Source organism: Aeromonas sp. 600724, assembly GCF_049175135.1.
Lineage (GTDB): Bacteria > Pseudomonadota > Gammaproteobacteria > Enterobacterales > Aeromonadaceae > Aeromonas > Aeromonas veronii_A.
Genome location: NZ_JAAKUM010000023.1, coordinates 1 through 26,253, shown reverse-complemented (window position 1 = coordinate 26,253; position 26,253 = coordinate 1). Strand labels below are relative to the sequence as shown.

The 26,253-nt window shown below is 55.2% G+C and carries 24 protein-coding genes; 10 read left to right on the top strand and 14 right to left on the bottom strand.

All coding sequences use genetic code 11. The annotated features are described in order from the left end of the window. Positions 1-198: 198 nt before the first annotated feature. Entirely contained in the window at positions 199-396 is a 198-nt protein-coding gene (ydfZ, locus tag G5168_RS18835; RefSeq protein ID WP_005342516.1) for a putative selenium delivery protein YdfZ, read from the bottom strand. Positions 397-707: 311 nt separating this feature from the next. Here ydfZ and G5168_RS18830 point away from each other — a divergent pair, with 311 nt between their 5' ends. Then, entirely contained in the window at positions 708-1,208 is a 501-nt protein-coding gene (locus G5168_RS18830) for a DUF1993 domain-containing protein (protein WP_421252573.1), read from the top strand. A 101-nt stretch (positions 1,209-1,309) separates the two neighbouring features. On the opposite strand, the gene G5168_RS18825 is transcribed toward G5168_RS18830, so the two are convergent. From G5168_RS18825 to G5168_RS18795, 7 genes are all read right to left on the bottom strand, one after another. Further along, complete coding sequence (locus G5168_RS18825) at positions 1,310-1,822, bottom strand: cupin domain-containing protein (RefSeq protein ID WP_421252572.1); 513 nt, start codon at positions 1,820-1,822, stop codon at positions 1,310-1,312. A gap of 125 nt (positions 1,823-1,947) precedes the next feature. After that, a complete protein-coding gene (locus tag G5168_RS18820) occupies positions 1,948-2,310 on the bottom strand; it encodes a cystatin domain-containing protein (protein WP_042054283.1) in 363 nt (120 codons plus the stop codon). A gap of 100 nt (positions 2,311-2,410) precedes the next feature. Then, positions 2,411-3,067 carry a DUF3313 domain-containing protein gene (locus tag G5168_RS18815; protein WP_040069930.1) on the bottom strand — a complete coding sequence of 219 codons (657 nt, stop codon included), beginning with the start codon at positions 3,065-3,067 and terminating at the stop codon, positions 2,411-2,413. Positions 3,068-3,456: 389 nt separating this feature from the next. Next, entirely contained in the window at positions 3,457-4,587 is a 1,131-nt protein-coding gene (locus G5168_RS18810; RefSeq protein WP_227341630.1) for an ABC transporter substrate-binding protein, read from the bottom strand. A 57-nt stretch (positions 4,588-4,644) separates the two neighbouring features. Continuing rightward, on the bottom strand, positions 4,645-5,280 hold the full coding sequence (locus G5168_RS18805) for a LysE family translocator (protein ID WP_227341631.1): 636 nt from the start codon (positions 5,278-5,280) through the stop codon (positions 4,645-4,647). A 40-nt stretch (positions 5,281-5,320) separates the two neighbouring features. Further along, a complete protein-coding gene (locus G5168_RS18800) occupies positions 5,321-6,142 on the bottom strand; it encodes a helix-turn-helix transcriptional regulator (protein ID WP_005357044.1) in 822 nt (273 codons plus the stop codon). Between the two features lie 198 nt (positions 6,143-6,340). Next, a complete protein-coding gene (locus G5168_RS18795; RefSeq protein WP_321537298.1) occupies positions 6,341-7,552 on the bottom strand; it encodes a 3-deoxy-D-manno-octulosonic acid transferase in 1,212 nt (403 codons plus the stop codon). 236 nt (positions 7,553-7,788) lie between these two features. On the opposite strand from G5168_RS18795, the gene G5168_RS18790 reads away from it, so the two are divergent. Further along, positions 7,789-8,850, top strand: a complete 1,062-nt coding sequence (locus tag G5168_RS18790) for a glycosyltransferase (protein WP_216952611.1) — start codon at positions 7,789-7,791, stop codon at positions 8,848-8,850. Positions 8,851-8,902: 52 nt separating this feature from the next. Then, positions 8,903-9,880 carry a hypothetical protein gene (locus tag G5168_RS18785; protein ID WP_216952610.1) on the top strand — a complete coding sequence of 326 codons (978 nt, stop codon included), beginning with the start codon at positions 8,903-8,905 and terminating at the stop codon, positions 9,878-9,880. 38 nt (positions 9,881-9,918) lie between these two features. On the opposite strand, the gene G5168_RS18780 is transcribed toward G5168_RS18785, so the two are convergent. From G5168_RS18780 to rfaD, 4 genes are all read right to left on the bottom strand, one after another. Further along, entirely contained in the window at positions 9,919-10,995 is a 1,077-nt protein-coding gene (locus G5168_RS18780) for a glycosyltransferase family 9 protein (RefSeq protein WP_421252571.1), read from the bottom strand. Beyond that, a complete protein-coding gene (locus tag G5168_RS18775) occupies positions 10,992-12,218 on the bottom strand; it encodes an O-antigen ligase family protein (RefSeq protein WP_227341634.1) in 1,227 nt (408 codons plus the stop codon). The genes G5168_RS18780 and G5168_RS18775 overlap by 4 nt, the downstream gene beginning before the upstream one ends. A gap of 3 nt (positions 12,219-12,221) precedes the next feature. Continuing rightward, a complete protein-coding gene (locus G5168_RS18770; protein ID WP_227341635.1) occupies positions 12,222-13,982 on the bottom strand; it encodes a polysaccharide deacetylase family protein in 1,761 nt (586 codons plus the stop codon). Between the two features lie 118 nt (positions 13,983-14,100). Further along, positions 14,101-15,057: an ADP-glyceromanno-heptose 6-epimerase gene (rfaD, locus tag G5168_RS18765; protein ID WP_040069912.1), complete on the bottom strand. Its 957-nt coding sequence runs from the start codon at positions 15,055-15,057 to the stop codon at positions 14,101-14,103. Between the two features lie 158 nt (positions 15,058-15,215). Between rfaD and G5168_RS18760 the strand changes: the two genes are divergently transcribed. The 5 genes from G5168_RS18760 to G5168_RS18740 all read left to right on the top strand — a co-directional run bounded on the left by G5168_RS18760 (position 15,216) and on the right by G5168_RS18740 (position 21,271). Continuing rightward, positions 15,216-15,860: a TetR/AcrR family transcriptional regulator gene (locus G5168_RS18760; RefSeq protein ID WP_227341636.1), complete on the top strand. Its 645-nt coding sequence runs from the start codon at positions 15,216-15,218 to the stop codon at positions 15,858-15,860. A gap of 115 nt (positions 15,861-15,975) precedes the next feature. Continuing rightward, positions 15,976-17,166: a glycine C-acetyltransferase gene (locus tag G5168_RS18755; RefSeq protein ID WP_227341637.1), complete on the top strand. Its 1,191-nt coding sequence runs from the start codon at positions 15,976-15,978 to the stop codon at positions 17,164-17,166. A 55-nt stretch (positions 17,167-17,221) separates the two neighbouring features. Next, complete coding sequence (gene tdh, locus G5168_RS18750) at positions 17,222-18,250, top strand: L-threonine 3-dehydrogenase (protein ID WP_005340852.1); 1,029 nt, start codon at positions 17,222-17,224, stop codon at positions 18,248-18,250. 197 nt (positions 18,251-18,447) lie between these two features. After that, the gene (locus G5168_RS18745) at positions 18,448-18,903 is read left to right on the top strand and encodes a c-type cytochrome (RefSeq protein ID WP_227341639.1); all 456 of its coding nucleotides are present in this window, start codon (positions 18,448-18,450) and stop codon (positions 18,901-18,903) included. A gap of 85 nt (positions 18,904-18,988) precedes the next feature. After that, positions 18,989-21,271 carry a putative bifunctional diguanylate cyclase/phosphodiesterase gene (locus G5168_RS18740; protein WP_216979758.1) on the top strand — a complete coding sequence of 761 codons (2,283 nt, stop codon included), beginning with the start codon at positions 18,989-18,991 and terminating at the stop codon, positions 21,269-21,271. Here G5168_RS18740 and rep read toward each other — a convergent pair. Further along, a complete protein-coding gene (gene rep / locus G5168_RS18735) occupies positions 21,268-23,280 on the bottom strand; it encodes a DNA helicase Rep (RefSeq protein ID WP_227341640.1) in 2,013 nt (670 codons plus the stop codon). The genes G5168_RS18740 and rep overlap by 4 nt on opposite strands. A 181-nt stretch (positions 23,281-23,461) precedes the next feature. On the opposite strand from rep, the gene G5168_RS18730 reads away from it, so the two are divergent. Beyond that, a complete protein-coding gene (locus tag G5168_RS18730) occupies positions 23,462-24,682 on the top strand; it encodes an aminotransferase class V-fold PLP-dependent enzyme (RefSeq protein WP_421252570.1) in 1,221 nt (406 codons plus the stop codon). Between the two features lie 13 nt (positions 24,683-24,695). Next, on the top strand, positions 24,696-25,130 hold the full coding sequence (locus G5168_RS18725; protein WP_227341642.1) for a SufE family protein: 435 nt from the start codon (positions 24,696-24,698) through the stop codon (positions 25,128-25,130). Positions 25,131-25,169: 39 nt separating this feature from the next. On the opposite strand, the gene tcdA is transcribed toward G5168_RS18725, so the two are convergent. Continuing rightward, on the bottom strand, positions 25,170-25,988 hold the full coding sequence (gene tcdA / locus G5168_RS18720; protein ID WP_268011228.1) for a tRNA cyclic N6-threonylcarbamoyladenosine(37) synthase TcdA: 819 nt from the start codon (positions 25,986-25,988) through the stop codon (positions 25,170-25,172). Positions 25,989-26,253 lie beyond the last annotated feature (265 nt).

The following is a 26,253-nucleotide window of genomic DNA, read 5'->3' as shown; positions in this document are numbered from 1 at the left end:
GCGGATGTTCCATTACGCGGATGTTCGCTTACGCGATCGTCCGATTACGCTTCGCTAATCGAACCTACAAGGCGACTCAAAGCGGCTTGCAGCGATTCGTTAGACGAGTGGGCAAAACAGGTAGGGGGAGATCAGAAACCCGGCCGTCAGGCGCGGCGGCCGGGTGAATTGTAAAGAGTAGGGTGACAGGGAAAGGGATCAGCCTAGTCTAATCAACTCGATGGGGGCGTAGCGCTCACCGGAGTTTGCCAGCAGCACGCACTTCTCATGCTCCGCCTGATAGGGGGTCATATTGTCGGTGTGGGCCTCTTTCAGAAAATCGACTGCGCCAGTGGCGGCAATCATGACGCGCTGACCCAGATTCAGCACATTGCGGTTACGGTCATAGATCTTCATTTCATTCTCCTTTTCTTGTGTCCTGGCGAATGCGCAGGCGCGTGTCCAGGACAACCGCATTCAGCCTACGCCCCTGAAAAAAGGTGATTTATGTCACAGATCAAAAAAGGGGCGATAAGGGACTCATAGGTTCAAAAAGCGAGCATGGCCGCTTGGCCAGTGGTTGTCGCGCGAAGTAGCGCTACCCTGCCCTTTTCGTCGTGGCGGGCTCGAACCCGGCAGCGGTTGGGGTATATTGGTGGTCGATTAGCCAGTCTCATTCACCGTGGCCGCGCAAGCGGGCCGCTGTTTCAACAAGATGGAGAGTGCTCATGAATCGCGATATCACTGCCCAGTTCATCAAGATGCTGACCAATCTGGATCACTGTCTGGCCAAGGCCGAAGCCCACGCCGCGGCGAAGCAGTTCAACGTGGAGAACTTCTTCGGCGAGCGGCTGATCGTCGATATGCTGCCGCTGTCCAAGCAGGTGTTGATCTGCTGCGATTCGGCCCGCGCCGTGGTCGCCACCGCCAGCCACAGCGAGCTGCCGGTGCTGGGAGATGACCCCAAAACCATCGCCGATCTGCGCGCCCATATCGGCAAGACCATCACCTATCTGCAAGGCAAGCTGGACGCGGACTACAGCCAGTATGCCAGCGGCCGTTACCTGCCCCACTGGGCGGGCGGCAAGGGGATGGATGGCCATACCTGCGTCCATGAGTACGGCATTCCCAACTTCTACTTCCACCTCACCATGGCCTACGCCCTGCTGCGCCGCGCCGGGGTCGATCTCGGCAAGCGCGACTATCTGGGCGGGCTCAACCTGCAATAAGCGCCGCTCGCTACAGGCGGCAAACAGATAGCAAAAGCCTGCCACGCGGCAGGCTTTTTTATATCGGGTGGTGCAGATCTGGTGCGCAGAAGGGCTGCGCTCTAGAAGGGGCCGTTGCTCTCGCGCAGCTTGTCGGGCAGGCCGTCGTGATCCCCCAGCTCACGCTCGGGCACGTCATCCCAGTGCAGCTTGCCGAGGGTGATATTGCGCTCGGGGTGCACGGCGTAGTGGATGCGGTTGTCCTCCCGATCGGTATCGCCGATGCAGAGCAGCCGGACAGTCTCTTCGGTGTTGTTGATAAAGGCGTGGGACAGCCCGTCACCGGCCTTGAAACCGACCGAGTCACCCGGTTGCAGCCGATAGAGCACGCCGTCGAGCCAGACATCCGGAGTCCCTTGCAGCACATGGACAAACTCGTCTTCGGTCTTCTCGGCATGGGGCCAGCTGGTGCGATGGCCGGGTTCGACAATCTCGTGGTGAATGCCGATGCGGCTAAAGCCGAAGTGCTTGCCGAGGGCGCAGCCGCGAGAAAGGGGCTCCTGACTGCCGGAGTAGTAGCGCGGCGTCTGCTCTTGCAGCTCGCTCCAGTGTTTGATGCAGGGGTGGCGATTCATAGCGGTTCCTTTTCTATGAGGATGCAGTCACGGGAGGGGTCATCCTGACTGTCAGAATGCGGGGAGAAAAGCAGAAATTTTCTGGTCAGATGAGCCCCTCTGACGAGGGGCTCAACAAGCAGGAATTACTTGGCCTTGACGCAAGGCAAGGGAGGAAGCTCGCCCTGTGCAGCCGGGCGGGTCATCTGGTAGTTGCCGGCAAGATCCCGATAGACACGGGTGTTCCACACCTCTCCGTTGTCGAGCTGGAACTCGATGTCGTAGTTGACCCCGGAGACCACCTGGCTGCGCACCTCGCGGATGCTCTGCAGTTTGGCGGCCGTGTTCATGCGAGCCAGCACGCTGGCCAGCGCAGCCTCCCCTTCCGCATTGGGCAACGGCTGACTCTGCCAGCCACCCGCCATCGGTGCACACTCCGGCGTGGGTGACGAGGTGCTGCAGGCACTCAACAGGCCAGCAACAAGGATGGGTAACAACACGCGTTTCATATCATTTTCTCCTGCCTGCAAAATGACCACCTTATCAACATCTTGCCATTATTGCAGCCCAAAAGGCTCCCGCTGCGCCCCGCTTGGACGCACCAATCGATCAGCGCCCCAGATTGTCCGCCAGCTGTTTGGCACGGCTGGCCGCCCACTGGTCGATCATCTTCTCCATCTCCTCGGCGGTGATGGGCTCATCCTTGTGGGTGGTATCCGTGCTCTCACGGGCATCCATCACCCGTACCAGCAGCTTGCCACTCTGGGAGTCGAGCAGCTGGGCCATGCTGCCCACCTTGAGCAGATAAGGCTCCTTGCCGATCACTTCGCGGGTGACGTTGATGGCGATCTTGGCCGGCAGCAGGTCACGCAGCTTGGGGTCGGGGCGGGTCAGGTCGAAGTTGGTGACAGCGGCCTGGATCCGCATCACTTTCGGGCCGGGGGCGGTGGCGATCTTTACGCCCTGCTTGATCAGCTCGCTCTGGAACTTGTCGTGGTAGTAGCGGCCAATCTGGTTCTGTTCATTGGCGGTCAGCAGATACCACTGACCGTTCTCCTGACGAATAAACTGCAGCGGATCGAGCAGCACCTCATTGTATTGGCGCAGATCAACACCCGGCTCCTTGTAGACGCGCTGATTGGGGTTGCTCTCGCTCTGCTGGAAGGCTGTCAACGGGATCGCCTGCAAGCTGTGGGATACCTGATTCTTGACGGCGCAGCCACCCAGCAGGGCCGCAGCCACGGCAACCATCACGACCTTTTTCATATTTGCTCCTGCATTTTACTGTTTGTTTTTGCGGTGGATTTCGCACCACATGGCTGGATAACCCGTGCCGGATGCCGCCAATGTCACAGAGAAATAACCTATTCATCACCTTCCCACAAGGGACAGATCAGGATTGTTCAGCTCACATCCAAGTTGTCACAATTGAGGCACTTTTGTACAGGGTCAGCCAGGGTACGAACGGCAATCTGGCGAGGGTTCGGTTGTTTAATCCGGCTAAATGGGGCTGCGGAAAGCGCTCAGTTTTTTCAAACGATGCGAGCCGCGGGCGGCATGAGTTGAACGGGGGAATGCCCTGGAACGGGCGATGACCGATCATCAATCATCTTGCGCAAACTTGCCTGCCACCGGAGAAGCGGCAGGCTCATTCATCAGTTATCGAGATCCCAGGGGCACTGCTTGACCAGCCCCTCTTTGCCGCTGGCGACGATCGCCTGCTGCACCATCCGTTTGTAGCGATTCTTGATATGGGCGGGCAACGCGGGCACCAGCAGTCGCTCGTCAAACTCCGGCAGCGGGCGATCCGGCAGCACCGCCTGCTCCTGCGGGCTGAGAGGTGGCCGGGAGGCAATATTGCTGGCCGAAATGGTGGGCGTGCCCACCAGCATCTGGCGTTGCAGCGGCGCGCTCAGCAGAAAATCCACCAGCAGGTAGGCGGCCTTGAGCCGTGCAGGATCATCGCCAACATGACGGGCGATGGAGATCGCATCGAGGGCATAGATGGCCCCCTCCTGCACCATGGCGATCCGCCACTGCTGCTCGTTCTGCTTGTTGCACTCCACCAGCTCCAGCCCCCAGGTGGTGGCAAAGGTCTGCTGGCGCAGATCCTCGCAGCGGTTGGCCTGATTGAACCAGAAGCCGCGACTGGCTCGCAGCCGCTGCGAGAGCTGCTGCTCCACCTCTTGCTGCAAGGTCTTGTCGGCCAGCATCTCGCCGCTGGCAAACAGGGCGGGCGACTTGCCCAGCGAGAGCAGTACCGAAAAGAGCAGCGGCTCGAACTGGTCGCAGAACTCGGCAAACTGACCGGGCGGCGAGCTGTTGGCGAGCACCTGCCAACTGGTGGGCGCTTGCGGCACCTGCTTGCTGTCATAGGCGAGGCTGAACATGGCGTAGGAAAAGGGCACCGAGTAGTTGCGCTCCCCCTGCTTGTCATACTCGGTGTTCTTGAGGGCGGGCTTCACCTCGGGGTAGTGCTGCAGGCGATTGAAATCGATGGGGAGCAGCAGCTTGAACAGCGGCTGGTGATGGGCCTTGTAGAAGTAGCTGGTCGGCAGCACCACATCGGCGCTGCGGGTGCGCAGGGCGCGGTAGACGCTGTCGAAATCGGTCAGCAGCGGCTCGATCCGGCTGACCGTCGCCTCCACCCCATGGGCTTTGGCATAGTCGGCAAACTGTTGTTCATAACCCGCTGGCAGATAGCCCCACTCCAGCAATTTGAGATGAACCGGGGCCGCCAGCGCCGGGGTCATCCCCAACAACCAGCAAAGAGGCAGTAGACGCATGGCCGGGTACTCCTGACAGGTAAACCTTGTTGGAGTATAGGCCCATGCGCCGACTCGTCAGACTATCAGCTCGGCGCCCATGCTCGCCAGAATGGAGAGGCTGACCACCGCAAACAGCACGCCGGTCACCAGATTGAGTGGTCGCTGTACCCGTAGCAGCAGGCGCTGGGCACGATCGGTGGAGAGGCTCCACGCCAGCAGCCCGAACCAGCAGAGGGAAATGATGAAGAGCTCGCCCACCAGCAGGCTGCGGGTCATTCCATCCACCTCTGGCGTCACCATGGCGGCCAGCAGACCGATAAAGAACACCAGCGCCTTGGGGTTAAGCAGATTGGTCGCAAGGCCAGTGCGCACGCCCCTGCCCCAGCCGCGCAGCTCGTTGGCGGCGCTGGCCATCAGGGTGCTGCTCTGCTGGCGAGCCGCCATCAGGGCGCCCCACCCCAACCAGCCCAGATAGAGGGCGCCGCAGCACTTGATCACCATAAACAGCAGCGGGTGACTGGCGATCAGCATGCTGATCCCGGTCAGGCTCAGGGTGGCGTGCACCATGATCGCCAGCGAGATGCCCAGCGCCGCGCCAAGGGCGGTCGGCCGGTGCAGGCTGGTGCGCAGGATCAGGGCGAAATCGGGGCCGGGGCTGGCCAGTGCAATCAGGTGCATCAGGCCGAGGGTAACGAACAAACTGGTCAGCATAACAACTCTCGCTTTAACGACGGAGAGCCAGCATGGCGGATCAGCGGGGGGCGCGGCTTGTAAAAGATTGCATCTGGGCACGAAATTCGGCGGGTGTCAGACCGAATGCCTGGCGAAAGCCGTGATGGAAGTGACTCTGATCGAAGAAACCGACCGCCAGCGCCACCTCGCTCACCGCCATGCCGCTCGCCAGCAGCCGCTTGCCCTGCTCCAGCCGCAGCCGTTTCAGCCAGGCATAAGGGGTCATGCCGCTGCGCTTCTTGAACTGGCGTAGGAAGGCGAAACGGTCAAGCCCGAGCAGCCCCGCCAGCTCTTCCAGCGAGTGGGGCTCGTCGAGGGCCGCCATCAGGTAGTCGCGCAGAAATCGCAACTGGGGATCCGCCAGCTGGTGTACCTCGGGGGCCAGATGCAGCAGCTCCCCCAGCAGGGCGAGCAGCTGGCTCTCGATCAGCAGGCCATCGGCCTTGGGGTTGTCGAGATAGCCGTGCAGTTGGGCAAAGCCCTGATAGAGGTCGGGGCGGCTCTGCAATCCCTTGTCGAAGAAGGGTTCCGGCTGCTCCGGCAGCCAGAGCGCCAGCTGCTGCGGATCGATGGCGAAGACCCGTACCTCATACCCTTCCGGCAGCAGGCTGAGGCCGTCGTGCACCTCGTCCGGGTTGACGGTAGAGAGCACCCCGCGCACCAGATGGTGGCTATTTCCCTTATGGATAAACTTCTGGCCACCCCGCTGCACCAGCCCGATATGGTAGTCGAGATGGACATGGCGGCCGTAGCTGAACGCCCTGTGGTGAGAGTGCGACAGCTCGACCCCCGGCAGGTGCGGGGATTGCCAGTAGCGGATGAGGGAATCGGTGGTATTCATGGGTTATAGATACACCGCAAACAAGCTGAAAGCTTGTAGATTATTGCATTCCGGCTATGCCTTTGCAGCTGGTGCAATGGCAACCAAAGCAGGTCGGCTACGCCACCAGCGATAACCGGCAACCACAACCCGCTTATTGAGCTACGGAAAAAGCAAAGGGAGGCATTACGCCTCCCTTCGACTGATCACACAACCCAGTTACTTGGGTTGCAGCTTCATCTCCTGCAAATACTCCTGCACCTGCTGCTTGTAGTCCGCCTGATAGGAGAACTTGGTGCTGTCGCTCGCCGCAATCAGGTTCACAGCGGTGCAGAACAGGGTGGCTGCCAGCAGCCCCTTGCCAACCCACTGAGGATGGTTGCGGCTCCAGCTAACCAGCAACAGCAGGATCGGGAACAGGGCATAGGGGAATATCAGCATCAGGTGCCAATAGTTAAAGATGATGGGCGAGAGCGCCGCACTCACCAGCACAGCCAATACGGCCGCCAGCGCATAGAGGCCGAGCCAGCTCGTGCCGTCCACTGATGCACGGTCGCTGCGCAGCAGACGCGGCTTGAGATCCCGCCACAGTTGCCAGTTGGCCTTGGCCGCCAGCAACACGGTGGCAGAGCCCACCCCGTAGATCACCACCCGCCACAGCCAGACTGCTGTCATCTGCAAATATTCATGACCCGCCAGCCAGATGAACTGGGTGTCGTTGACCAGCTTGCTGGCAAACAGCCAGGAGCCGTAACGCAGCCAGTAGATCACCGATTTCAGCACCGGATAGACATGCACCAGCCCCCATCCGATATAGCGCTGACGCGCTTCGGGATCGACGTTCTGGGTGATATGGCTGTTGCTCATCACTTCCATGGCGTAAGGGATCAGAGATGCACCGATCAGCAGGGCTGCGACCACCGCCCCGCTCCAGCTCACCTTGAGGATTCGGCGCCAGAAGAGGTAGGTGGAGATCACAGCCAGCAACGGCCAGGAGTAGTGCAACTGCATCGCCATACCGATAGCCAGCAGATGAACAATCATGTGCCAGAAGGAGGCCCGCTCGCGCATATGCCAAGCCGACCAGCAGTGCATGGCCGAGAAGAGGAAGAGATAGGAGGGGTTGTAGAGCAAACTCTCATACTGGAACCAGGGGTTGAGCCAGCAGAGCACCAGAAACAGCAACCGCGCATTGCCCTTCGATACGGGGTCAACAAACACCTGGCGGATAACCGCATCAAATAGCAGAAAACCGACCAACCGCATCACCAGCAGCAACACCATGGGGGCATAGGGAGAATCCCACAGTAGCAGCGGCCCACCAATCAGCCAGGACGACAAGCTCCCCGGCACATTGCCCACCGCACTCGCCGCATTGCCATAGCTGAGCCAGACCCCCTCATAGGCTCCAAGGTAACCCTTGTAGAGCATCTGGGTCTGGTCGCCGGTGAGGAGCTGATTAACAGTAAACAACCAGGAGAGCAGCAGCCCAGCAAATATACAGACCGCGAATAATGCGTTATGGTAGCGCCCACTAAGACCAATCATTGATCTACACCTATTGAAAAAATTGCTAACGACTTTAACAGTTGCCACCTGATTTTGCTCGTTTACGATTCACATTTTTAGTAGATTTACCAGTCAGTTATGAGACCCGCGGAGCAGTTATGACCCCACCAGTTAAAAAGTTTTTATTCATTGTTGAAGACTTGTATGGTGGTGGTGCGGAAAAGGTTCTGCTCAATACCGCATCCTTGCTAAAAGATGCAGGTGTCGATGTTACCTTGTTTACCTTGCGGGAAAAAATAGACCATACGCTACCTGACAACATTCACCCGATTAATCTTGGCATTGTCACAAAGCTGACTAAAGCCATATCCAATGTTGCGGTTGAAAAAATACAAGCATCTCTGATCTTGAAAAAAGTCCAAGAGATCTCGCCTGACGTAATTATCTCATGCTCATGTGACAAAATTACCAGACACCTGCCTGATACACTGAATATTTATTACTGGATCCACGGAAATGTCACCGGCTTTGCCAAAGACAATGCCAAAGGATATGAAAAATTCAAGCGTTTCTATAATGGCAAGAAACTGATCTGCGTATCTCGAGGCATCGCGGACGACATTTTGCACAATGTAAGAGCCACACCAAAATCGTGTCAGGTTATCTACAATCCGTTTGATATCGAGAAAATTCAGGCGTTGGCCGATGAGCCTTTCAACAAGCCATTCGACAAGTATTTCATCCATGTCGGCACTTTCGAAGAACGAAAACGCCACGATCGTCTCTTGCAGGCATATCAGCTAAGCGGCGTTGCTACGCCACTCGTTCTGATGGGCAAAGGGGAGCGACGCCCTCACATTGAAGCCATGATCGAGGAGATGAACCTTGCCAACAAGGTGAAGATCATCGACTTTCAGAAGAACCCCTACCCCTATATCAAAACCGCTCAGGCGCTCATCCTGACATCCGATGCTGAAGGGCTGCCAACAGTGCTTATTGAAGCACTCATCTGCCATACCCCGGTAATCAGCGTGGATTGCCCGTCTGGACCGGCAGAAATTCTTACTGGGCCACTGCAAGATAACCTTTGCTCCCTTTTTGACATTCCCAAAATAGCGCAAAAAATATCTCGTATGGATATTGATAAAATGCATATACCAGATCATTTTTACAGCCCATTCTCTAGTACAGAGACCATAAAATCATTTATGTCACTTTAGTTTATTAAATTTAATGAAATAACATTGAAATGTCATTTTGAGAGCTAATCCAATGAATATCCTATTAATAGGTATTGATAACGCAGGGCTCATTACCCCGATAGTTGAAGAGATGCGACAACAAGGACACGTGGTTACATTTATTGAGAATGGAGAAATATCTAGATATGATTACCTGCACCCAGTAGAGAGAATATCAAACTTAATTTCAAAGGCTCTGTTTAAAAGAAATTTAAAACAAGAAAGAAGCTGGCTGTCGACCACCCAGTTTTTGAATGGTTTTACAAAAAACCGCCACTTTGATATCACTATCCTCACTAATCCTGATATTTACACGGCAGAACATCTGACACAGCTCAAAAAATGCACCAACAGGATGATTTGCCACCTGTGGGACAGTACTCTCAGAATGCCAAATAATATCAAAAACATTTCACTTTTTGATAAAGTTTTGAGCTTTGATCCGCAAGATGTTAAAAAATATGGCTTTACACCAGTAACTAACTACTATAAAAAGAATTTAACCCCACTCCAACCAAACAGAAACTATGATGGTGATGTGTTTGGTATTTTTAGCTTTGATCGTGAACGCTACGCCTTTATGACTGCATTTCTGGATGCCAACCCAGACTTAAAAATTAAAATCATGATTTATGTTGATCACCACCGAAAGATCAAAAAAATAAGAGACAAGAGAATCGAAATAATTACCAAGCCAATTACTGGTGATGAACTATTGGCAATCTCATCGGCTTATCACTGTATTCTTGATATAGGATACCAGTCACAAAAAGGCTTGTCTTTTAGATTCTTTGAGTCTCTTGCCTATGAACAAAAAATAATATCAAATAACAATACCGCAGAGACATTTCCGTTCTTTCATCCCAACAATATATTTTGCATAACAGATACAGATCTAAAAGTCTCACCTGACTTTTTAACGATCCCTTATCATCACATATCTGACGAGATAAAAAATCAATACAGACTAGATATATGGGTAAATAAATACATAAAGGCGATGCTTTAATTTTTATTCTGCACCAGGCTATGGTGCAGAAATCTAAATTATTGTGCTATGTACTGAATATACCAATCATTAAATTGATTCTCAAACTCCTCCATATTAATGTAGTTTACATTTTGTTCTTTTTTGGCATCAACATACATTACCATGGCTTTCTCAAAATTTGGTAACCACTCCCGGTTTTCACCTTTACCAAAATTATCATTATATATTCCAAATATAGGTTTTTTCAGCCCTGCGGCAATGTGTACTGTCGCCGTATCTACAGACACGATACCGATACTATTTCTTATTTGAGCGAATAGAACACCTAAAGAATGGGATGAGTCATGTGTGATAACTCTTTCCCTTAAGATATCAGGCATTCTCCTGATATTGTGTTCTGTTTCAATTTTCTTTATCGGTGGATAGAGCAAACATACATTATATCCAGGCTTGCTCAACATAACCTTCAGGATCTCGATAATTTTTTCATCATTAAATGTTCGTGAGCTGCCACTACCGTAAGGATTAAAACAGATTGTGGGATTATCAGGCCAGCTAGATTTAACGCTTGACTCATCTTCAAGATATTCTGGAACAATATAATCTGTATCGGGGTTATCAACCCCCATTTTATTAACGGCCAAGGCAAACTTCTGTGAGAAGTGAATATTCTTGGTTAAATGACCAATTTTAATATTCACACATTTTATTTTGTCATCTATACCAATAACATTTTTTACAGATAATTTTGAGATAAAGAAAATATCTTTCATCTTCATTTCATTAGTAAGATGAACAAGATATTCAATATCTCCTATATCTCTAGCCAATGAGGCGAGTGCTGCATAACTTGGTCTTTTCGGAATAGAATAAACTTCATCAAAAAGAAATTGGTTTTTAAATAAAGACCTCATCTCAGGGGTTGTAATTGCAACTACTTTTTTGCCTGGAAACTTCTTTTTTATTTCACGAGCGACCCAAGATGATACTATGGCATCCCCCAATTTGGCATCCCAACGAACAAAGACTATAGCACCATCTTTACTTGAAGCTGATTTCAAAGATCGGTCAAAAAGCACAACCCCTATTTTACGACGAATGATATCGCGCCATGATTGCAATTTCTTAATCATTTTCTTCCCTCCAAAGGCGATACCTTTATTGTGGTAATTAAAGCCGAAAATAAAAACATGAAGAATATCATCCCGGAGTTATGACTTATAAATGCTTGACTCAAGCTATAATCAACAAGAGTTAATGATGAAACCGCCAACATACTACTGACCAATAAGTTATCTCTATTTTTACTCGCAACCCAAAGTGGATAAAAGTACAGCAGAGCTAACATCAAGAAGCCTATAATGCCGCGTTTAGCCAATTCATCTAAAAATTGATTATGTGCATGTGAGTTAAAATTATAAATGAACTCGGATATAGAACCATTATTATATTGGTTTAATTGTGATAAGCGAATGCCGTTATTTCCCCAACCAAAAATTGGTTTTTCCAAAAAAGAGTTATATGCACTTTCCCACAACTGCAATCGAATGCCTAGAGATGTATCCGGATTCACACCATCAAAATAATGAACAACATCCGCTTTTGCATTATATATCCTATCCATTACGCCACTTTGCGGAAGCATAGCCAAGAAAAGCAACAAGGCACATACAGTGCTTGCATAGAGACCATCTTTGAGGGATAGCTGTTTTCTAAAATAAAAAACTATTGTAAACAAGACGATTGGAAGTAAAACCCAGCCACCTCTGGTCCCGGAGAGAAAACTGCCTATCCCCCCCATTAAAAATGAAAGAAGCATAAAGGCAGCAATGTTTTTCTTCCCTAAATGGCGGAACCAGAAAAAAGCACACAGACATAACAATGCCAATGTCATGCTGATGTTTCCTGACTGAATTGGCATGCTTTCATCAAAAGCTCGAGGCATTCCAAGATAAAACTTTTCATATATTGCGATTAGACCTGAACTCACTGCTCCTATAGAGAGGCCAGCAATAAGAACGTTTATGTTAATGGGGAACACACTTAATAAAGGTAAGGTCATTGCAGCCATTAACAAGCGACTTGGTCGGTCTAACTCTTTGAGAGCGCCACCATCAATCCCGATTGATACTGCTTGGATGACAAAAAAAGAGATGAATATATATGATAATATTTTCACCTCTGAACTCATTGCCAAATAATATTTTTTACGCCAAAAGACAAAAACACTTGCCAAAACTAAAATGCTGGGCCCATATCCATAGCCACTGGGGACCGTTAAAACTATTGCGCCAAATAAAAAAGCTGCAAATTGCACAATAATATTTAGTCGTAGGCAATTATTATCTAAATTCACAAGTTATTTCCTGAACACATAATTCCCACGAATTTTTCGCCACAGCCCGAATACATCGGTACGGGGGAAGATGGCAATCCGGCGGATCTGGAAAGGGTCCTGGTGCATTGCTTTGGGGCCGCTATTGGTAGCGACAGCAAAACGATACCCGGCGGTGATAGCCTGTTCCTTGGCACTCTCATCCATATCTCCGTAAGGGTAGGCAAACGAGAGCAGCGGATGGCCAAGCAGGGCCTCCAGTTGGCGTTTATTCTCCTGAATTTCATGGGCTTGTTGTTCGGGTGTGAGCTTGCTCAAGCGGGGATGGGTCAGGGTATGACCACCAATTTCCACATGACCGCTGGCGGCCAGCGCTTTGACCTGCTCACCACTCATTAGCGAAACCTTGGTATCCGGATTGGTCGGATGCTCCACATCCCAACGGTTATAACCTTCACCTGTGACTACGTACACCACAGCTTTGTAACCATATTTTTCCAGCAGTGGCAGCATGCGGGTCAGGTTGTCCTGATAGCCGTCATCGGCGGTGATCATCAGGTACTTCTTGCCGTATTGCAGACGGTGGATAAAGCCTTTGTCCGCCAAATCGCGGAAAGTCAGGGTCTCGTAGCCGAGCCACTTCATCAGGCGCAGATGCTTCTCGAACATGGTGATCGGCATCCAGGTGCCGTGCACCCCTTTCTCGCTATCCTGTTCGATAAAGCGGTGGTACATGATGACCGGCATCTCGCGGCGCAGGGTTTCAACCACCGCATCCTGATAGATGGTTTCGAGGCCGGATACTACCCCCTGCAAGCCATACTCATCCTGAATGCGCTGCCGAATGACTTCCGGCACCACCTTGCTTGCGAGGGCGGATTCGATTTCTCCCTTCAGGGCAGCAAAATCGATAGCCAGATCCTTGGGACCGATATCGCCAAAATTACTCGCCAGCGCCTCGTCCAGATTTCGTTCCGTCACCAGACCAATGGCCCTGGCTTCACCAATGGCAAAGGCGGGCCGACCACAGAGCAGTGCTTCCATCGCTACCCGACCGGCACCAATCACCAGATCGCAACTCGCCAGCAGAGCGGGCACATCATCGACATAGCCAACAAACTCGGTGCGTCCTTCGAAACGGGCAAAGCGCTCCGGTACCTTGGTACCGCTGACAATCCGCACCTTGCAGGCATCCAGGTCGAGCACTTCATCGAGCAGACGGTAACAGAGCTCTCCTTTGGGGCCACTCAGGCGCCCGATGATGGCAATCACCGGCTTTGGGTTGTCCGGCACAAGCACAGGCTGGAATTTGTCGGTCTCGATACCGTTGCGCAGCACCTGCACGATCGCGGGATCTACCCCCAGATTGTCGACAATCTGATGGGCAATATCCTCACAAACGGCAACCGCCCGATAGCCGAGTGCATGGAAGGCCTTGCGCGAAGCGTGCACTGGCTGGCGACCATGCACCGTGGTGATCATCGGGGTGCCAGTCAGCTTGCAAGCCACATAGCTGCTCCAGCCGGAGGCGCGGGAGTGAGCATGCACCAACTGGATATGGTGCTTCTTGATGAGATAGATAAGGTAGAAGACGTGCCAGAAGCGGCGCAGAATACTGCGCTTGTTGAATCTCAGTTTGAAGACGGGGCCAAGCGTCGGCTTGGTCAGGGTATCTGACACATAAAAGACGTTGTGACCACGCCGGGTCAGTTCGTTACCGACCGTGGTGGCATAGACCTCAGCTCCCGTTACCTCGAGTTGGGAGAGAGCCATCAATATATTCATCGCGTGGTTACCCGGTAGAGAAGAGAGGAACGGCAAGCAGCCACAGAGACCAGAAACCGGAAGCAGGCGAGTGCCCACTTCCGGTTTTGCGCTCAAACTGCCGCGTTGTGCTCACCCGTTAGCGGTTGAGCCAGGCCATGTAATCCGCTACCCCTTCGGCAACGGTTTTGAACTCGGCGTCATAACCCACGCTGCGCAGCTTGGTCATGTCGGCCTGGGTAAAGCTCTGGTAGCGACCCTTGAGGTGATCCGGGAAGGGGATGTATTCGATAGAACCCTTCTGATGATGCTTGATCACCGCTTCGGCCACGTTCTGGAACGGCTCGGCACGGCCGGTACCACAGTTGAAGATGCCGGAGTGCTGCGGGTTCTGCCAGAACCAGAGGTTTACCTTGCAGACGTCGTCGATATAGATGAAGTCACGCATCTGACCACCGTTCGGGAAGCCATCGCAACCTTCGAACAGCTTGGGATTCTCGCCCTTCTTCACCTGGGTATTGAGGTGGAAGGCGACGGAAGCCATAGAGCCTTTGTGCTGCTCGCGCGGGCCGTAGACGTTGAAGTACTTCAGGCCAACGACCTGAGAGTTGATCTCCGGCATCCAGCGGCGCACGTACTGGTCAAACAGCTGCTTGGAGTAGCCATAGACGTTGAGCGGCTGCTCGAACTTGGGATCTTCGATGAAGTTGTCGTTGCGGCCACCGTAGGTCGCGGCAGAAGAGGCGTAGATGAACGGAATTTCACGCTCGATGCAGTAGTGGAACAGATCCTTGGAGTACTCGTAATTGACCTCCATGATGAACTTGCCGTTCCACTCGGTGGTGGCAGAGCAGGCACCTTCGTGGAAGATCACCTCGATGCCGTTGTCCCACTCTTCAAACTCGTCACCGGAGACGATGCGCGCCTGAAACTCATCTTTGTCCATGTAGTCAGCGATGGTCAGATCGACCAGGTTGACGAACTTGGTGCCGTCGGTCAGGTCATCAATGACCACGATATCGGTCCGTCCTTGAGCGTTCAGCTGCTTGACCAGATTGCTGCCGATAAAGCCAGCACCGCCAGTTACTACGATCATGGAGTTTGCCTCTCGTACGTTGATGGCTACATGTGACTGCTTGTTAAAGCTGTGTATAGTGAGCCAATTTGAAATTGCCGAAAAGTTTATCACGGGCCGTCCGGGGATTCGACCTTGTTCAAAACTGCCCCGAGCGGAACCTGTTGGAGGAATGAGTGATGAAAACCAGAGACAGGATCATTCACAGCGCGACCGAGCTGTTCAACGATCAGGGTGAACGCAACATCACCACCAACCACATTGCGGCGCACATGGGTATCAGCCCGGGCAACCTCTACTACCACTTCCGCAATAAAGAAGACATCATCCACTCCATCTTCGACCAGTATGCCCGTCACCTGAGCGAGAGCTTCGTGCCGACCCGCAACCATGAAATCACCCTGCAGGATCTGATGGGCTATCTCGATGCCATCTTCTATCTGATGTGGCAGTTCCGCTTCTTCTACGCCAACCTGCCGGACATCCTGAGCCGTGACGAACCGCTGCAACAGAAGTACCTCAAGGCCCAGGAGCAGATGCGTTCTTCCGTGGTCGCGCTGCTCAGAAGCCTGCGCGAAGGGGGCATTATCGATGTCAGCGATGAAGACCTGCCGGATCTGGGACAGACCATCAAGATGGTGGTGACCTGCTGGATCCCCTTCCAGATTGCCCAGGCCCCCAACACCCGCATCACCAAACCTCTGCTCTATCAGGGCGTGTTGAAGGTGCTGTTCCTGCTGCGCCCCTATGTGCAACCCCAGGTAGCCGGACAGATCCAGCAGCTGGAACAACACTACCGTCAGCTGGCCCAACCAGCTGGGTGAGATCTGTTTCACATTTGTTGAATATCAGCACAATCATTTGAATTTACCGCAACAGATTGCAGTAAAATGTCGCCCTCTGTTGATACGCAGCTGAAATAGCCACTAAGGATCGAGGATGTCTAACGGATTCTATCGTCACCTGACCGAGCAACTGAACCAGGTGCAAGCTGAAGGGTTGTACAAGCAGGAGCGCATCATCACCTCCGCCCAACAGGCCAGCATCGCCGTCGGCGGTGAGCAGGTACTGAACTTCTGTGCCAACAACTATCTGGGATTGGCCAACCACCCGGATCTGATCGCCGCCGCCCATCAGGGACTCGACAGCCACGGCTTCGGCATGGCCTCGGTACGCTTCATCTGCGGCACCCAGGATCAGCACAAAGCGCTGGAGCAGAAGATGTCTGCCTTCCTCGGCACTGAAGACACCATCCTCTACTCCTCCTGCTTCGACGCCAATGGCGGCCTGTTCGAGACCCTGTTCGGCGCCGAAGATGCCATCATCTCCGATGCCCTCAACCACGCCTCCATCATCGACGGCGTGCGGCTGTGCAAGGCCAAGCGTTATCGCTACGCCAACAACGACATGGCCGAACTGGAAGCTCAGCTCAAGCAGGCTGATGCCGACGGCGCCCGCTTCAAGCTGATCGCCACCGACGGCGTCTTTTCCATGGATGGGGTCATCGCCGACCTCAAAGCCATCTGCGATCTGGCAGACAAATACGATGCGCTGGTGATGGTGGATGACTCCCACGCCGTCGGCTTTATCGGCGAAAACGGTCGCGGCACCCACGAATACTGTGGCGTGATGGATCGGGTCGACATCATCACCGGCACTCTGGGCAAGGCGCTCGGCGGCGCATCCGGCGGCTATACCTCCGGCAAGAAAGAGGTGATCGACTGGCTGCGTCAGCGCTCCCGCCCTTACCTCTTCTCCAACTCGCTGGCCCCCTCCATCGTTGCCGCCACTATCAAGGTGATCGACATGCTGGCCGAGGGTCACGACCTGCGCGCCCGCCTGAAAGAGAACAGCCGTTACTTCCGCGAGCGGATGAGCGCCGCCGGTTTCACCTTGGCAGGCGCCGACCACGCCATCATTCCGGTGATGCTGGGGGATGCCAAACTCGCCTCCGAAATGGCAAGCCGCATGCTGGCAGCCGGCATCTATGTGGTGGGCTTCTCCTTCCCGGTCGTGCCCAAGGGTCAGGCGCGCATTCGCACCCAGATGTCTGCCGCCCACACCCGCGAGCAGCTGGACAAGGCGATCGACGCCTTTATCCGCATCGGCCGTGAACTCGGCGTTATCTGATTTGAATCAAGGGGCTGCAGCCCCTTTTTTCTGCATTCATATTGAAGGAACAGCCATGAAAGCACTCTCCAAACTGCACAAAGAGGTCGGCATCTGGATGACGGATGTGCCGGCCCCCGAGCTCGGCCACAACGACCTGCTGATCAAGATCCGCAAAACCGCCATCTGCGGCACCGATATCCACATCTACAACTGGGACGAGTGGTCCCAGAAGACCATTCCGGTACCCATGGTGGTCGGCCATGAATATGTTGGGGAAGTGGTCGCCATCGGTCAGGAGGTGCGCGGCTTCGCCATCGGCGATCGGGTCTCCGGTGAAGGGCATATCACCTGCGGTCACTGCCGTAACTGCCGCGCTGGCCGCACTCACCTCTGCCGCAACACCATTGGTGTTGGCGTCAACCGCCCGGGCGCCTTTGCCGAGTATCTGGTGATCCCCGCATTCAACGCCTTCAAGCTGCCGGACAATATCCCGGACGAGCTGGCTGCCATCTTCGACCCGTTCGGCAATGCGGTGCACACCGCCCTCTCCTTCGATCTGGTGGGTGAAGATGTGCTCATTACCGGGGCAGGCCCCATCGGCATCATGGCCGCCGCCGTCTGCCGCCATGTGGGTGCGCGCCACGTGGTGATCACCGACGTCAACGAATATCGACTGGAGCTGGCCCGCAAGATGGGCGCTACCCGCGCGGTCAACGTGGCCAAGGAGAAGTTGGCCGACGTGATGAGCGAGCTGGGCATGACCGAAGGCTTCGACGTGGGGCTGGAGATGTCCGGCGTCCCGAGCGCCTTCCAGGAGATGCTCGACAAGATGAACCATGGCGGCAAGATCGCCATGCTCGGCATTCCCCCCTCCACCATGGCCATCGACTGGAACAAGGTGATCTTCAAGGGGCTGTTTATCAAAGGGATCTATGGCCGCGAGATGTTCGAGACCTGGTACAAAATGGCCAGCCTGATCCAGTCCGGGCTGGATCTCTCCCCCATCATCACCCACAGATTCCACATCGACGAATTCCAGCAGGGGTTCGATGCGATGCGCTCCGGCCACTCCGGCAAGGTGATCCTGAGCTGGGATAAATAGGCCGTTTCACCCCTTGGTTAACCGAAACCCGGCGAATGCCGGGTTTCTTTTTATCTCCACCGCCCGAATTGCCGTGATATCGGCCAAAACTTTGTACGCAGAGTGTTTAACACTTCACACACAAGCGTTTAAATGGCTGTAACTATTCGGTTATAATCCCGTCGTTTACATGGATAATAAAAGACTGCTGGGAGTATATGAGCGTGTTGAAAAAACTGAGCTATTTGCTGGCTGTCGGGATGACGGCCGCCAGCTTGTCTGGGGCAGTGCTTGCTGCCGATGAGATGTCACCGGAGGCCATTGCCGAGCGGATCAAACCAATCGGTCAGGTCTATACCGCCAAGGATCTGGAAGGTATTGCCGGCGCGAGTGCTGCACCGACGGCGGCCGCCTCTTCCGGTCCCCGCGATGGCGAAACGGTATACAAGGGCGCCTGCTTTGCCTGTCACGACACCGGCGCCGCCGGTGCCCCCAAACGGGGTGACAAGGCCGCCTGGGATCCTCGCATCGCTCAGGGCATTGATACTCTCAAGAAACATGCCATCGAAGGCTTCACCGGCAAGTCCGGCATGATGCCTCCACGCGGCACTTGTGCGAGCTGCAGCGACGAAGAGATTGAAAACGCCATTCACTACATGACTGACAACCTCTAAGTATTTGAAAGGGCCGCAATTGCGGCCCTTTCAATCTATCGGCTTCCGACTACTCTTGTAGGGTAGGCATAGTCGGGAGTTGCTCATGTCGCCCCATTCCACCGAATCCCACTACTCAACTCCTCTGCTGGCGTTGGTCTCTGCCATTATGGATTTTCCGGCTCCCCCTACAGCGCAGAGCAGCGATTATGATGATCTGATAAAGCAGATAAACCAGCTCTGCCCGTTGCAGCATTTCGGCATGCTGGGCCTCTCCGACAGTGGTCTGAACTGGCTCTACGCCTACAAAATCAGCGATACCTTCAAGCAACAACTGGGGCGGGAGCAGTCCCGCATCACCGATCAGCTCACCCAGCTCGATGAGGCCGAAGGGTGGTGCGTCTTTCCTATCGAACATGGTCAGGTGCAGTGGCTGCTGGCTCGCGGCGAACCATCCGACCTGCCCACATTACGCCTGCTGCTGGAGTGTCTATCCAAACGGCTGACCGAAACCCAAGCGGGCTCCCATCTCACCGAGCTGCCTTCTCCGCTGATCCGCAAAGACCCGAACTGGAAAAAGAAAATCGAGAGCATCAGCCGCATCATGCGACTGGCCAACACCCTGCCCGGTCAGGCGCTCTTCTCCCAGCTGGAGGCGGTGCTGCGCCAGATGCTCGCCATTGAGGATATGCTGCTGGTCAGGCTCCACAGCCATACGCTTGAGAAGATTTATCCCGCACATCCTCGTCAAAGCGACGAATTCATCAGCGGTTTGTGCCACAGCACCAGCAATATCGAGGTCAACAGGGAGGCAACCTACTGGCACAGCATGCCGCTACGGCTGCAACAACAGTACTTCGCCCACTTCATCATCAGCACCGCGCAACCGCTGGAGACAGACGACAAGCTGTTTCTCGACTTCCTGCGTGGTCAGCTCACCCTGCTGTTGGAGCTGAAGCGGATCCGCCAGCAGCTTAACGACATCAATAGTGAAGACTCCATCAACCAGCGGCTGCAACAGCTGCGTCAGACCAACCTCAGGCTGCAAAAGCAGCTCAAGCAGCATCAGGAGCTGGAACGGCGGCTGCAATTCGATGCGCTTCACGACCCGCTGACCCAGCTACCGAACCGGGCACTGTTGATGAACCACCTCAATCAAGCCATGACCCACTACAACCGCTACAAGTCACCGGGGTTTGCGGTGATCTTCATCGATGTGGATCACTTCAAGCAGATCAATGACACCCTGGGCCACAGTGCTGGTGATCAGCTGCTCAAGGAGGTAAGCCGCCGCCTCCAGACCTGCATCCGGCAAAACGATATGGTGGCCAGATTGGGGGGCGACGAGTTCGTCATCTATCTCGATAGCAGCAAACATGAAGATGACATCAGCCCGGTGCTCAACCGTATCATCAGCCGCCTCTCCTATCCGTTCCGGCTGCTTGGCAATGAGCTGAGTATTACCGTCAGCCTGGGGGTATCGAGTGTGTCCGAACAGACATCGGATATCAGCCAGTTACTCCACCAGGCCGATCTGGCCATGTACCAGGCCAAACGCAATGGCCGCAGCCGCATCGTCAGCTACTCGGATGATTGCATCAACCAGAACTGGAATTCGCCGGAAGAGATGCTGGCTCGGGCCCTGCGGGAAGGGCGTATCGTCCCCTACTACCAACCGGTGATCCGGCTACAGGATAGCCGCCTGACCGGTCTGGAGGTGATGGCGCGCTGGCTGACCGAAGAGGGAATTCTGAAGGATGCATTCGACTTTATTCCGCTGGCGGAGCAATGTGGCCTGATTCTGGAGCTGGATTATCAGATCCTGCGCCACACCTGCCAGCAACTGAAAGTGTGGCTTCCGATCTCGGGCCAGAGCAAGTTCAAGGTCGCCATCAACCTCTCCGGCAAACATCTGGTCAACCATGATCACATCATGCGGTTGGTGGACATTATCGATGAGGAGGGGATAGCACCAGGCTATCTGATCTTTGAATTCAACGAGCGGGAGCTGTCGCGGCAGGATTCCGATGCGCTGGCCTCCCTGCATGAACTGCGTGCCAAGGGCATTCAGATCAGCCTGGACGACTTTGGTACCGGCTTCTCCTCCCTCAACGCCCTGTTCCATTTCCCGGTAGATTACATCAAGGTGGATGACAGCTTTACCCAGCGGATGCTGCAGTCCCCCAAAGATCTGGCGCTGATCCGCGCCATGCGGGATATCTGTCAGGATCTCGATTACACCCTTGTGGTTGAAGGCATTGAGAACCAGCAGCAGTTACAGAAGCTGATAGATATCGGCTGCCGGATGGGGCAAGGACGCTATATATCTCCCCCCATGCCGGGAGCAGACATCATTCCACTGCTATCCCCCGGCAACGCAACCTCCTAATCTTTCTTGAACATGGCGCGCAGATTGGCCACCGCCATCTGCCCCTTCTGCTGGCGCTCCTCGGCAGTCACCTTCTTCTGGTTTTCCCATTCAAGGTCATCCTGCGGCAGCTCCAGCAGGAAGCGGCTCGGCTCTGGCCGTACCGACTCGCCAAACTGGCGCCGCTCCTTGCAGAGGGTAAAGGTCAGCTCGGTCTGGGCCCGGGTGATGCCCACGTAGGCGAGACGCCGCTCCTCCTCCACATTGTCCTCATCGATGCTGGTCTGGTGGGGGAGCAAGCCCTCCTCCATCCCCACCATGTAGACATAGGGGAACTCCAACCCCTTGGAGGCGTGCAGGGTCATCAACTGCACCTGATCGGCATCATCCTCCCCCTCGTTGCGCTCCATCATATCGCGCAGGGTGAGGCGAGTGACCACCTGTGCCAGCGTCATCGACTCCTCAAGCTCATCCCCTTCCAGCATCTCGGTGATCCAGCGATAGAGAGTAGAAACGTTCTGCATCCGCATCTCGGCCGCTTTCGGGCTGGGGGAGGTCTCGTAGAGCCACTCTTCGTAGTGGATCTCCTTGATCATATCCCGCACCGCCTCCACCGGATTGCCACGCAGCGCCTGATCGCCAAGGCGAACCAGCCAGTTGGTAAATGCCTGCAGGGCCGCAAGGCCACGACCGGAGAGGTGTTGCTCCAGCCCCAGCTCGAAGCTGGCGGCAAACAGGCTCTTGCCACGCTGATTGGCATACTGACCCAGTTTTTCGAGGGTGGTGGGGCCAATCTCGCGGCGCGGCAGGTTGACCACCCGCAGGAAGGCGGTGTCCTCATCCGGATTCACCAGCAGCTTGAGGTAGGCCATGATGTCCTTGATCTCGGTGCGGGAGAAAAACGAGGTGCCGCCGGAGATACGGTAAGGAATCCGGTTGGTCATCAGCGCCTTCTCGAAGATGCGCGACTGATGGTTGCCCCGATAGAGGATGGCGTAATCCTTGAACCGGGTGCGGTTCATAAACTTGTGACCCATCATCTCGGCGGCGATCCGCTCCGCTTCGTGCTCCTCGTTCTTGGCGAACAGTACCTTGAGCTTCACCCCTTCATCCAACTCGGAGAAGAGCGCCTTGTCATAGACGTGCGGGTTGTTGGCGATCAGGATGTTGGCGCACTTGAGGATCCGCCGCTTGGAGCGGTAGTTCTGCTCCAGCTTGATCAGCTTGAGGCTGGGGAAATCTTCACTCAGCAGCACCAGATTCTGCGGCTTGGCACCGCGCCAGGAGTAGATGGACTGGTCATCGTCCCCTACCACGGTAAAACGGGCACGCTCGCCGACGATCTGCTTCACCAGCTCGTACTGGCTGGTGTTGGTGTCTTGGTACTCATCGACCAGCAGATAGCGGATCTTGTTCTGCCAGCGCTCACGCACCTCCTGATTGCTCTTGAGCAGCAGGGTCGGCATCACGATGAGGTCGTCAAAATCCAGCGCGTTATAGGCCACCATCTGGCGGTGATAGCGCTCGTAGAGCTGGGCCATCAGCACCTCTTCCGGCCCGCGGGCGATGCGCATGGCACGGGCGGGCAGGATAAGGTCGTTCTTCCAGTTGGAGATTTGGCTGATAAGGGCCGAGAGCTTGTCCTTGTCGTTGTCGAGCTCGTCTTCAGTCAATTCTTTCAGCAGCGCCAGCTGGTCGGTGTCATCGAACAGGGAGAAGTTGGCCTTGAGATTCAGGCTCTTGTGCTCACGACGAATGATATCGAGACCCAGTGTATGGAAGGTGGAGACCATCAGCCCCCGCGCCTCCTTACGTCCCAGGGTCTGGCCGACCCGCTCCTTCATCTCCCGCGCCGCCTTGTTGGTAAAGGTGACCGCAGCGATGTTGCGCGCACTGTAGCCGCACTGCTGCACCAGATAGGCAATCTTGTTGGTGATGACGCGGGTCTTGCCCGATCCGGCACCCGCCAGCACCAGGCAAGGGCCGGAGACATACTTGACCGCTTCGTTCTGATTGGGGTTGAGCTTCATGGGCCGGATCTCTTGGCTTATGATGAGGGGCGGCATTGTACCAGAAATCACCCGACGAGCCGTACCTGCTGCACGGCAGGCAACCGCCCATCTGGCTTATCGCGCCTTGTGTTCGGGCGCTATTTTCAGGATCATGGCCGACCTTTCGAGATGATGACTTTTTCCAGATGATGAGGGGAACATGAATCAGCAACAGCACGACCAACTGCGCAGCCAGTTTCCGGCCTTGGCGCAGGAGGTAAACGGCCACCCTCTGGTCTATCTGGACAACGCCGCCACCACCCAGAAGCCGCAAGCGGTTCTGGATGCCATCGCTCACTACTATGGGGCCGACAACGCCAACGTGCACCGCGCAGCCCATGCGCTGAGTGGTCGCGCAACCCGCGCCTTCGAGGCCGCCCGCGAGACGGTCGCCCGCTTCATCAATGCACCCCGCAGCCAAGAGGTGATCTGGACCCGCGGCACCACGGAAGCGATCAATCTGGTAGCCCAGAGCTGGGGGATGAGCGAGCTCAAGGCGGGGGAGGAAATCATCCTCAGCACGCTGGAGCACCACGCCAATATCGTCCCATGGCAGCTGGTCGCCCAGCGCACCGGCGCAGTCATCCGGGTTATCCCCCTCGATGAGCGGGGCGATCTCGATCTGGCCGCCTATCACGCCATGCTGGGGCCACGCACCCGGCTGGTGAGCGTGGCCCACGTATCCAATGCCCTTGGCACCGTCAATCCAGTCAAAGAGATGGTGGCGGCCGCCAAAACGGTTGGCGCCGTGACGCTGATCGACGGCGCCCAGGCGGTGGCTCATCTCGAGGTGGATGTACAGGCCATCGGTTGCGACTTCTATGCCTTCTCCGGCCACAAGCTCTATGGCCCGACCGGCATCGGCGTGCTGTGGGGCCGCACCGAGCTATTGGAACGGATGCCGCCCTGGCAAACAGGTGGCGAGATGATCGATCGGGTCAGTTTCAGCGGCACCACCTTCAACACCCTGCCTTTCAAATTCGAGGCGGGCACCCCCCATATCGCTGGCGCTATCGGCCTCGCCGCCGCCATCGACTTTGTGATGGCGCAAGATCGGCAATGGCTCGCCCAACATGAGCAGGCACTGACCGACTATCTGGTCGCTGGCCTGCAACAGGTGCCGGGGTTGCGTCTGGTCGGCGAACCCAGCCAACGCGCCGGTGCGGTCTCTTTCTTGCTCGACGACATCCACCCGCAAGATGCTGCTACCCTGCTCGACATGCAGGGGATCGCCCTGCGAGTCGGCCATCACTGCGCCATGCCGCTGATGGAGTCGCTCGGGATCGGCGGCACCATGCGCGCCTCGCTGGCTTGCTACAACAATCGGGATGATGTCGACACCCTGCTGGCCGCCCTGCACAAACTCAGTGACTTCTTCTAAGGCAGACAACCGAATGAGTGACCTCGCAAGCTATACCCAGATTGGCCTTGAGCCCAACGCCGACACCATCCGCCAGCAGTTTGCCGCCGCTCACGGCTGGGAGAACCAGTACCGGCTCATCATCCAGCTCGGCAAACAGCTGCCAGCGCTACCCGGCGAATGGCAGCAGGAGGAGTTCCGCCTCAAGGGTTGTGAAAGCCAGGCGTGGCTGAAGGGAGAGCAAAGCGAGGATGGTTGCTGGCACTTTGCTTGTGATTCCGATGCCCGCATCGTGCGGGGCCTTATCGTCATCGTGCTGGCAGCGCTCAACCACCAATCGTCTGTAGCGATCCAGGCCTTTGATATGGAAGGCTATTTCACCGAACTGGGGCTGGAGAAGCACTTGAGCCCGTCACGGGGTAACGGGCTCAGAGCGATCGTGCTGGCGATCCGGGAACAGGCTGTCTAACCCGCTCTGTTCAGCGGTCGATTAGGCTTCGCCAATCGATCAAGCTTCTTCATTCCCGCTATCTTTCTCGGCGCGGGCGCCCCGCTCGGCAATCTTCTTCAATACCCGGGACGCGGCAACCATCCCGAAGGTTGCCGTCACCGGCGTCACGGCGCCAAAACCGGAGGCGCAATCCATCTTCATGGTGCCATCGCTGGCCGCTTTGGCCTGACAGGTACCGCCATTGCCATCCGGATAACTCAGCTGCTCGGTTGAGAAGACACACTCCACCCCGAATTTGCGCGCCGGATTCTTGCTGAAGTTGTGCAACCGGCGCAGGTCGGAGCGAACCTTCGCAGCGAGCGGATCCTGAATGGTCTTGGCCAGATCGGCCACGGTGATTTGGGTCGGATCCATCTGCCCGCCGGCACCACCCGCGACGATCACCGGGATCTTGTTGCGCTTGCAGAAGGCAATCAGCGCCACCTTGGCCTTGACCGAGTCGATGGCGTCCACCACATAGTCAAACTCCCGCTTGATATGCTCGGCCAGGTTATCGGCGGTGACGAAATCATCCACCTCGATCACCTCGCAATCCGGGTTGATGGCGCGAATACGCTCGGCCATCACCTCGGTCTTGAGGCGACCGACCGTACCCTGCATAGCGTGGATCTGGCGATTGATGTTGGTGATGCAGATATCGTCCATGTCGATCAGGGTGATCTGGTTGATACCGGCACGGGCCAGCGCCTCGGCCGCCCAAGAGCCCACACCGCCGATCCCCACCACACAGACCTTGGCCTGGCTAAAGGAACGCAGGGCGTTCTGACCATAAAGACGGGCAATGCCCCCGAATCGCTGTAAATATTCTGCTTTCATACCACCACCTTGCTTGAGGGCGGCCATTATAGCGACAACCACCGCCAGCGGCGATGGCAGTTGCGGAGAAAATTGAGGAGTGAAAACAGACTAAACAGCAAAAGAAGAGGTAATAAAAGGTCAATAATCAGACGATTTGCTGATTTTCAGGCAATAAAAAACCCCGCTCATTGAGCAGGGTTTCTTGTATTGGGTGCCTGGCAGTGTCCTACTCTCGCATGGCGAATGCCACACTACCATCGGCGCTACCGCGTTTCACTTCTGA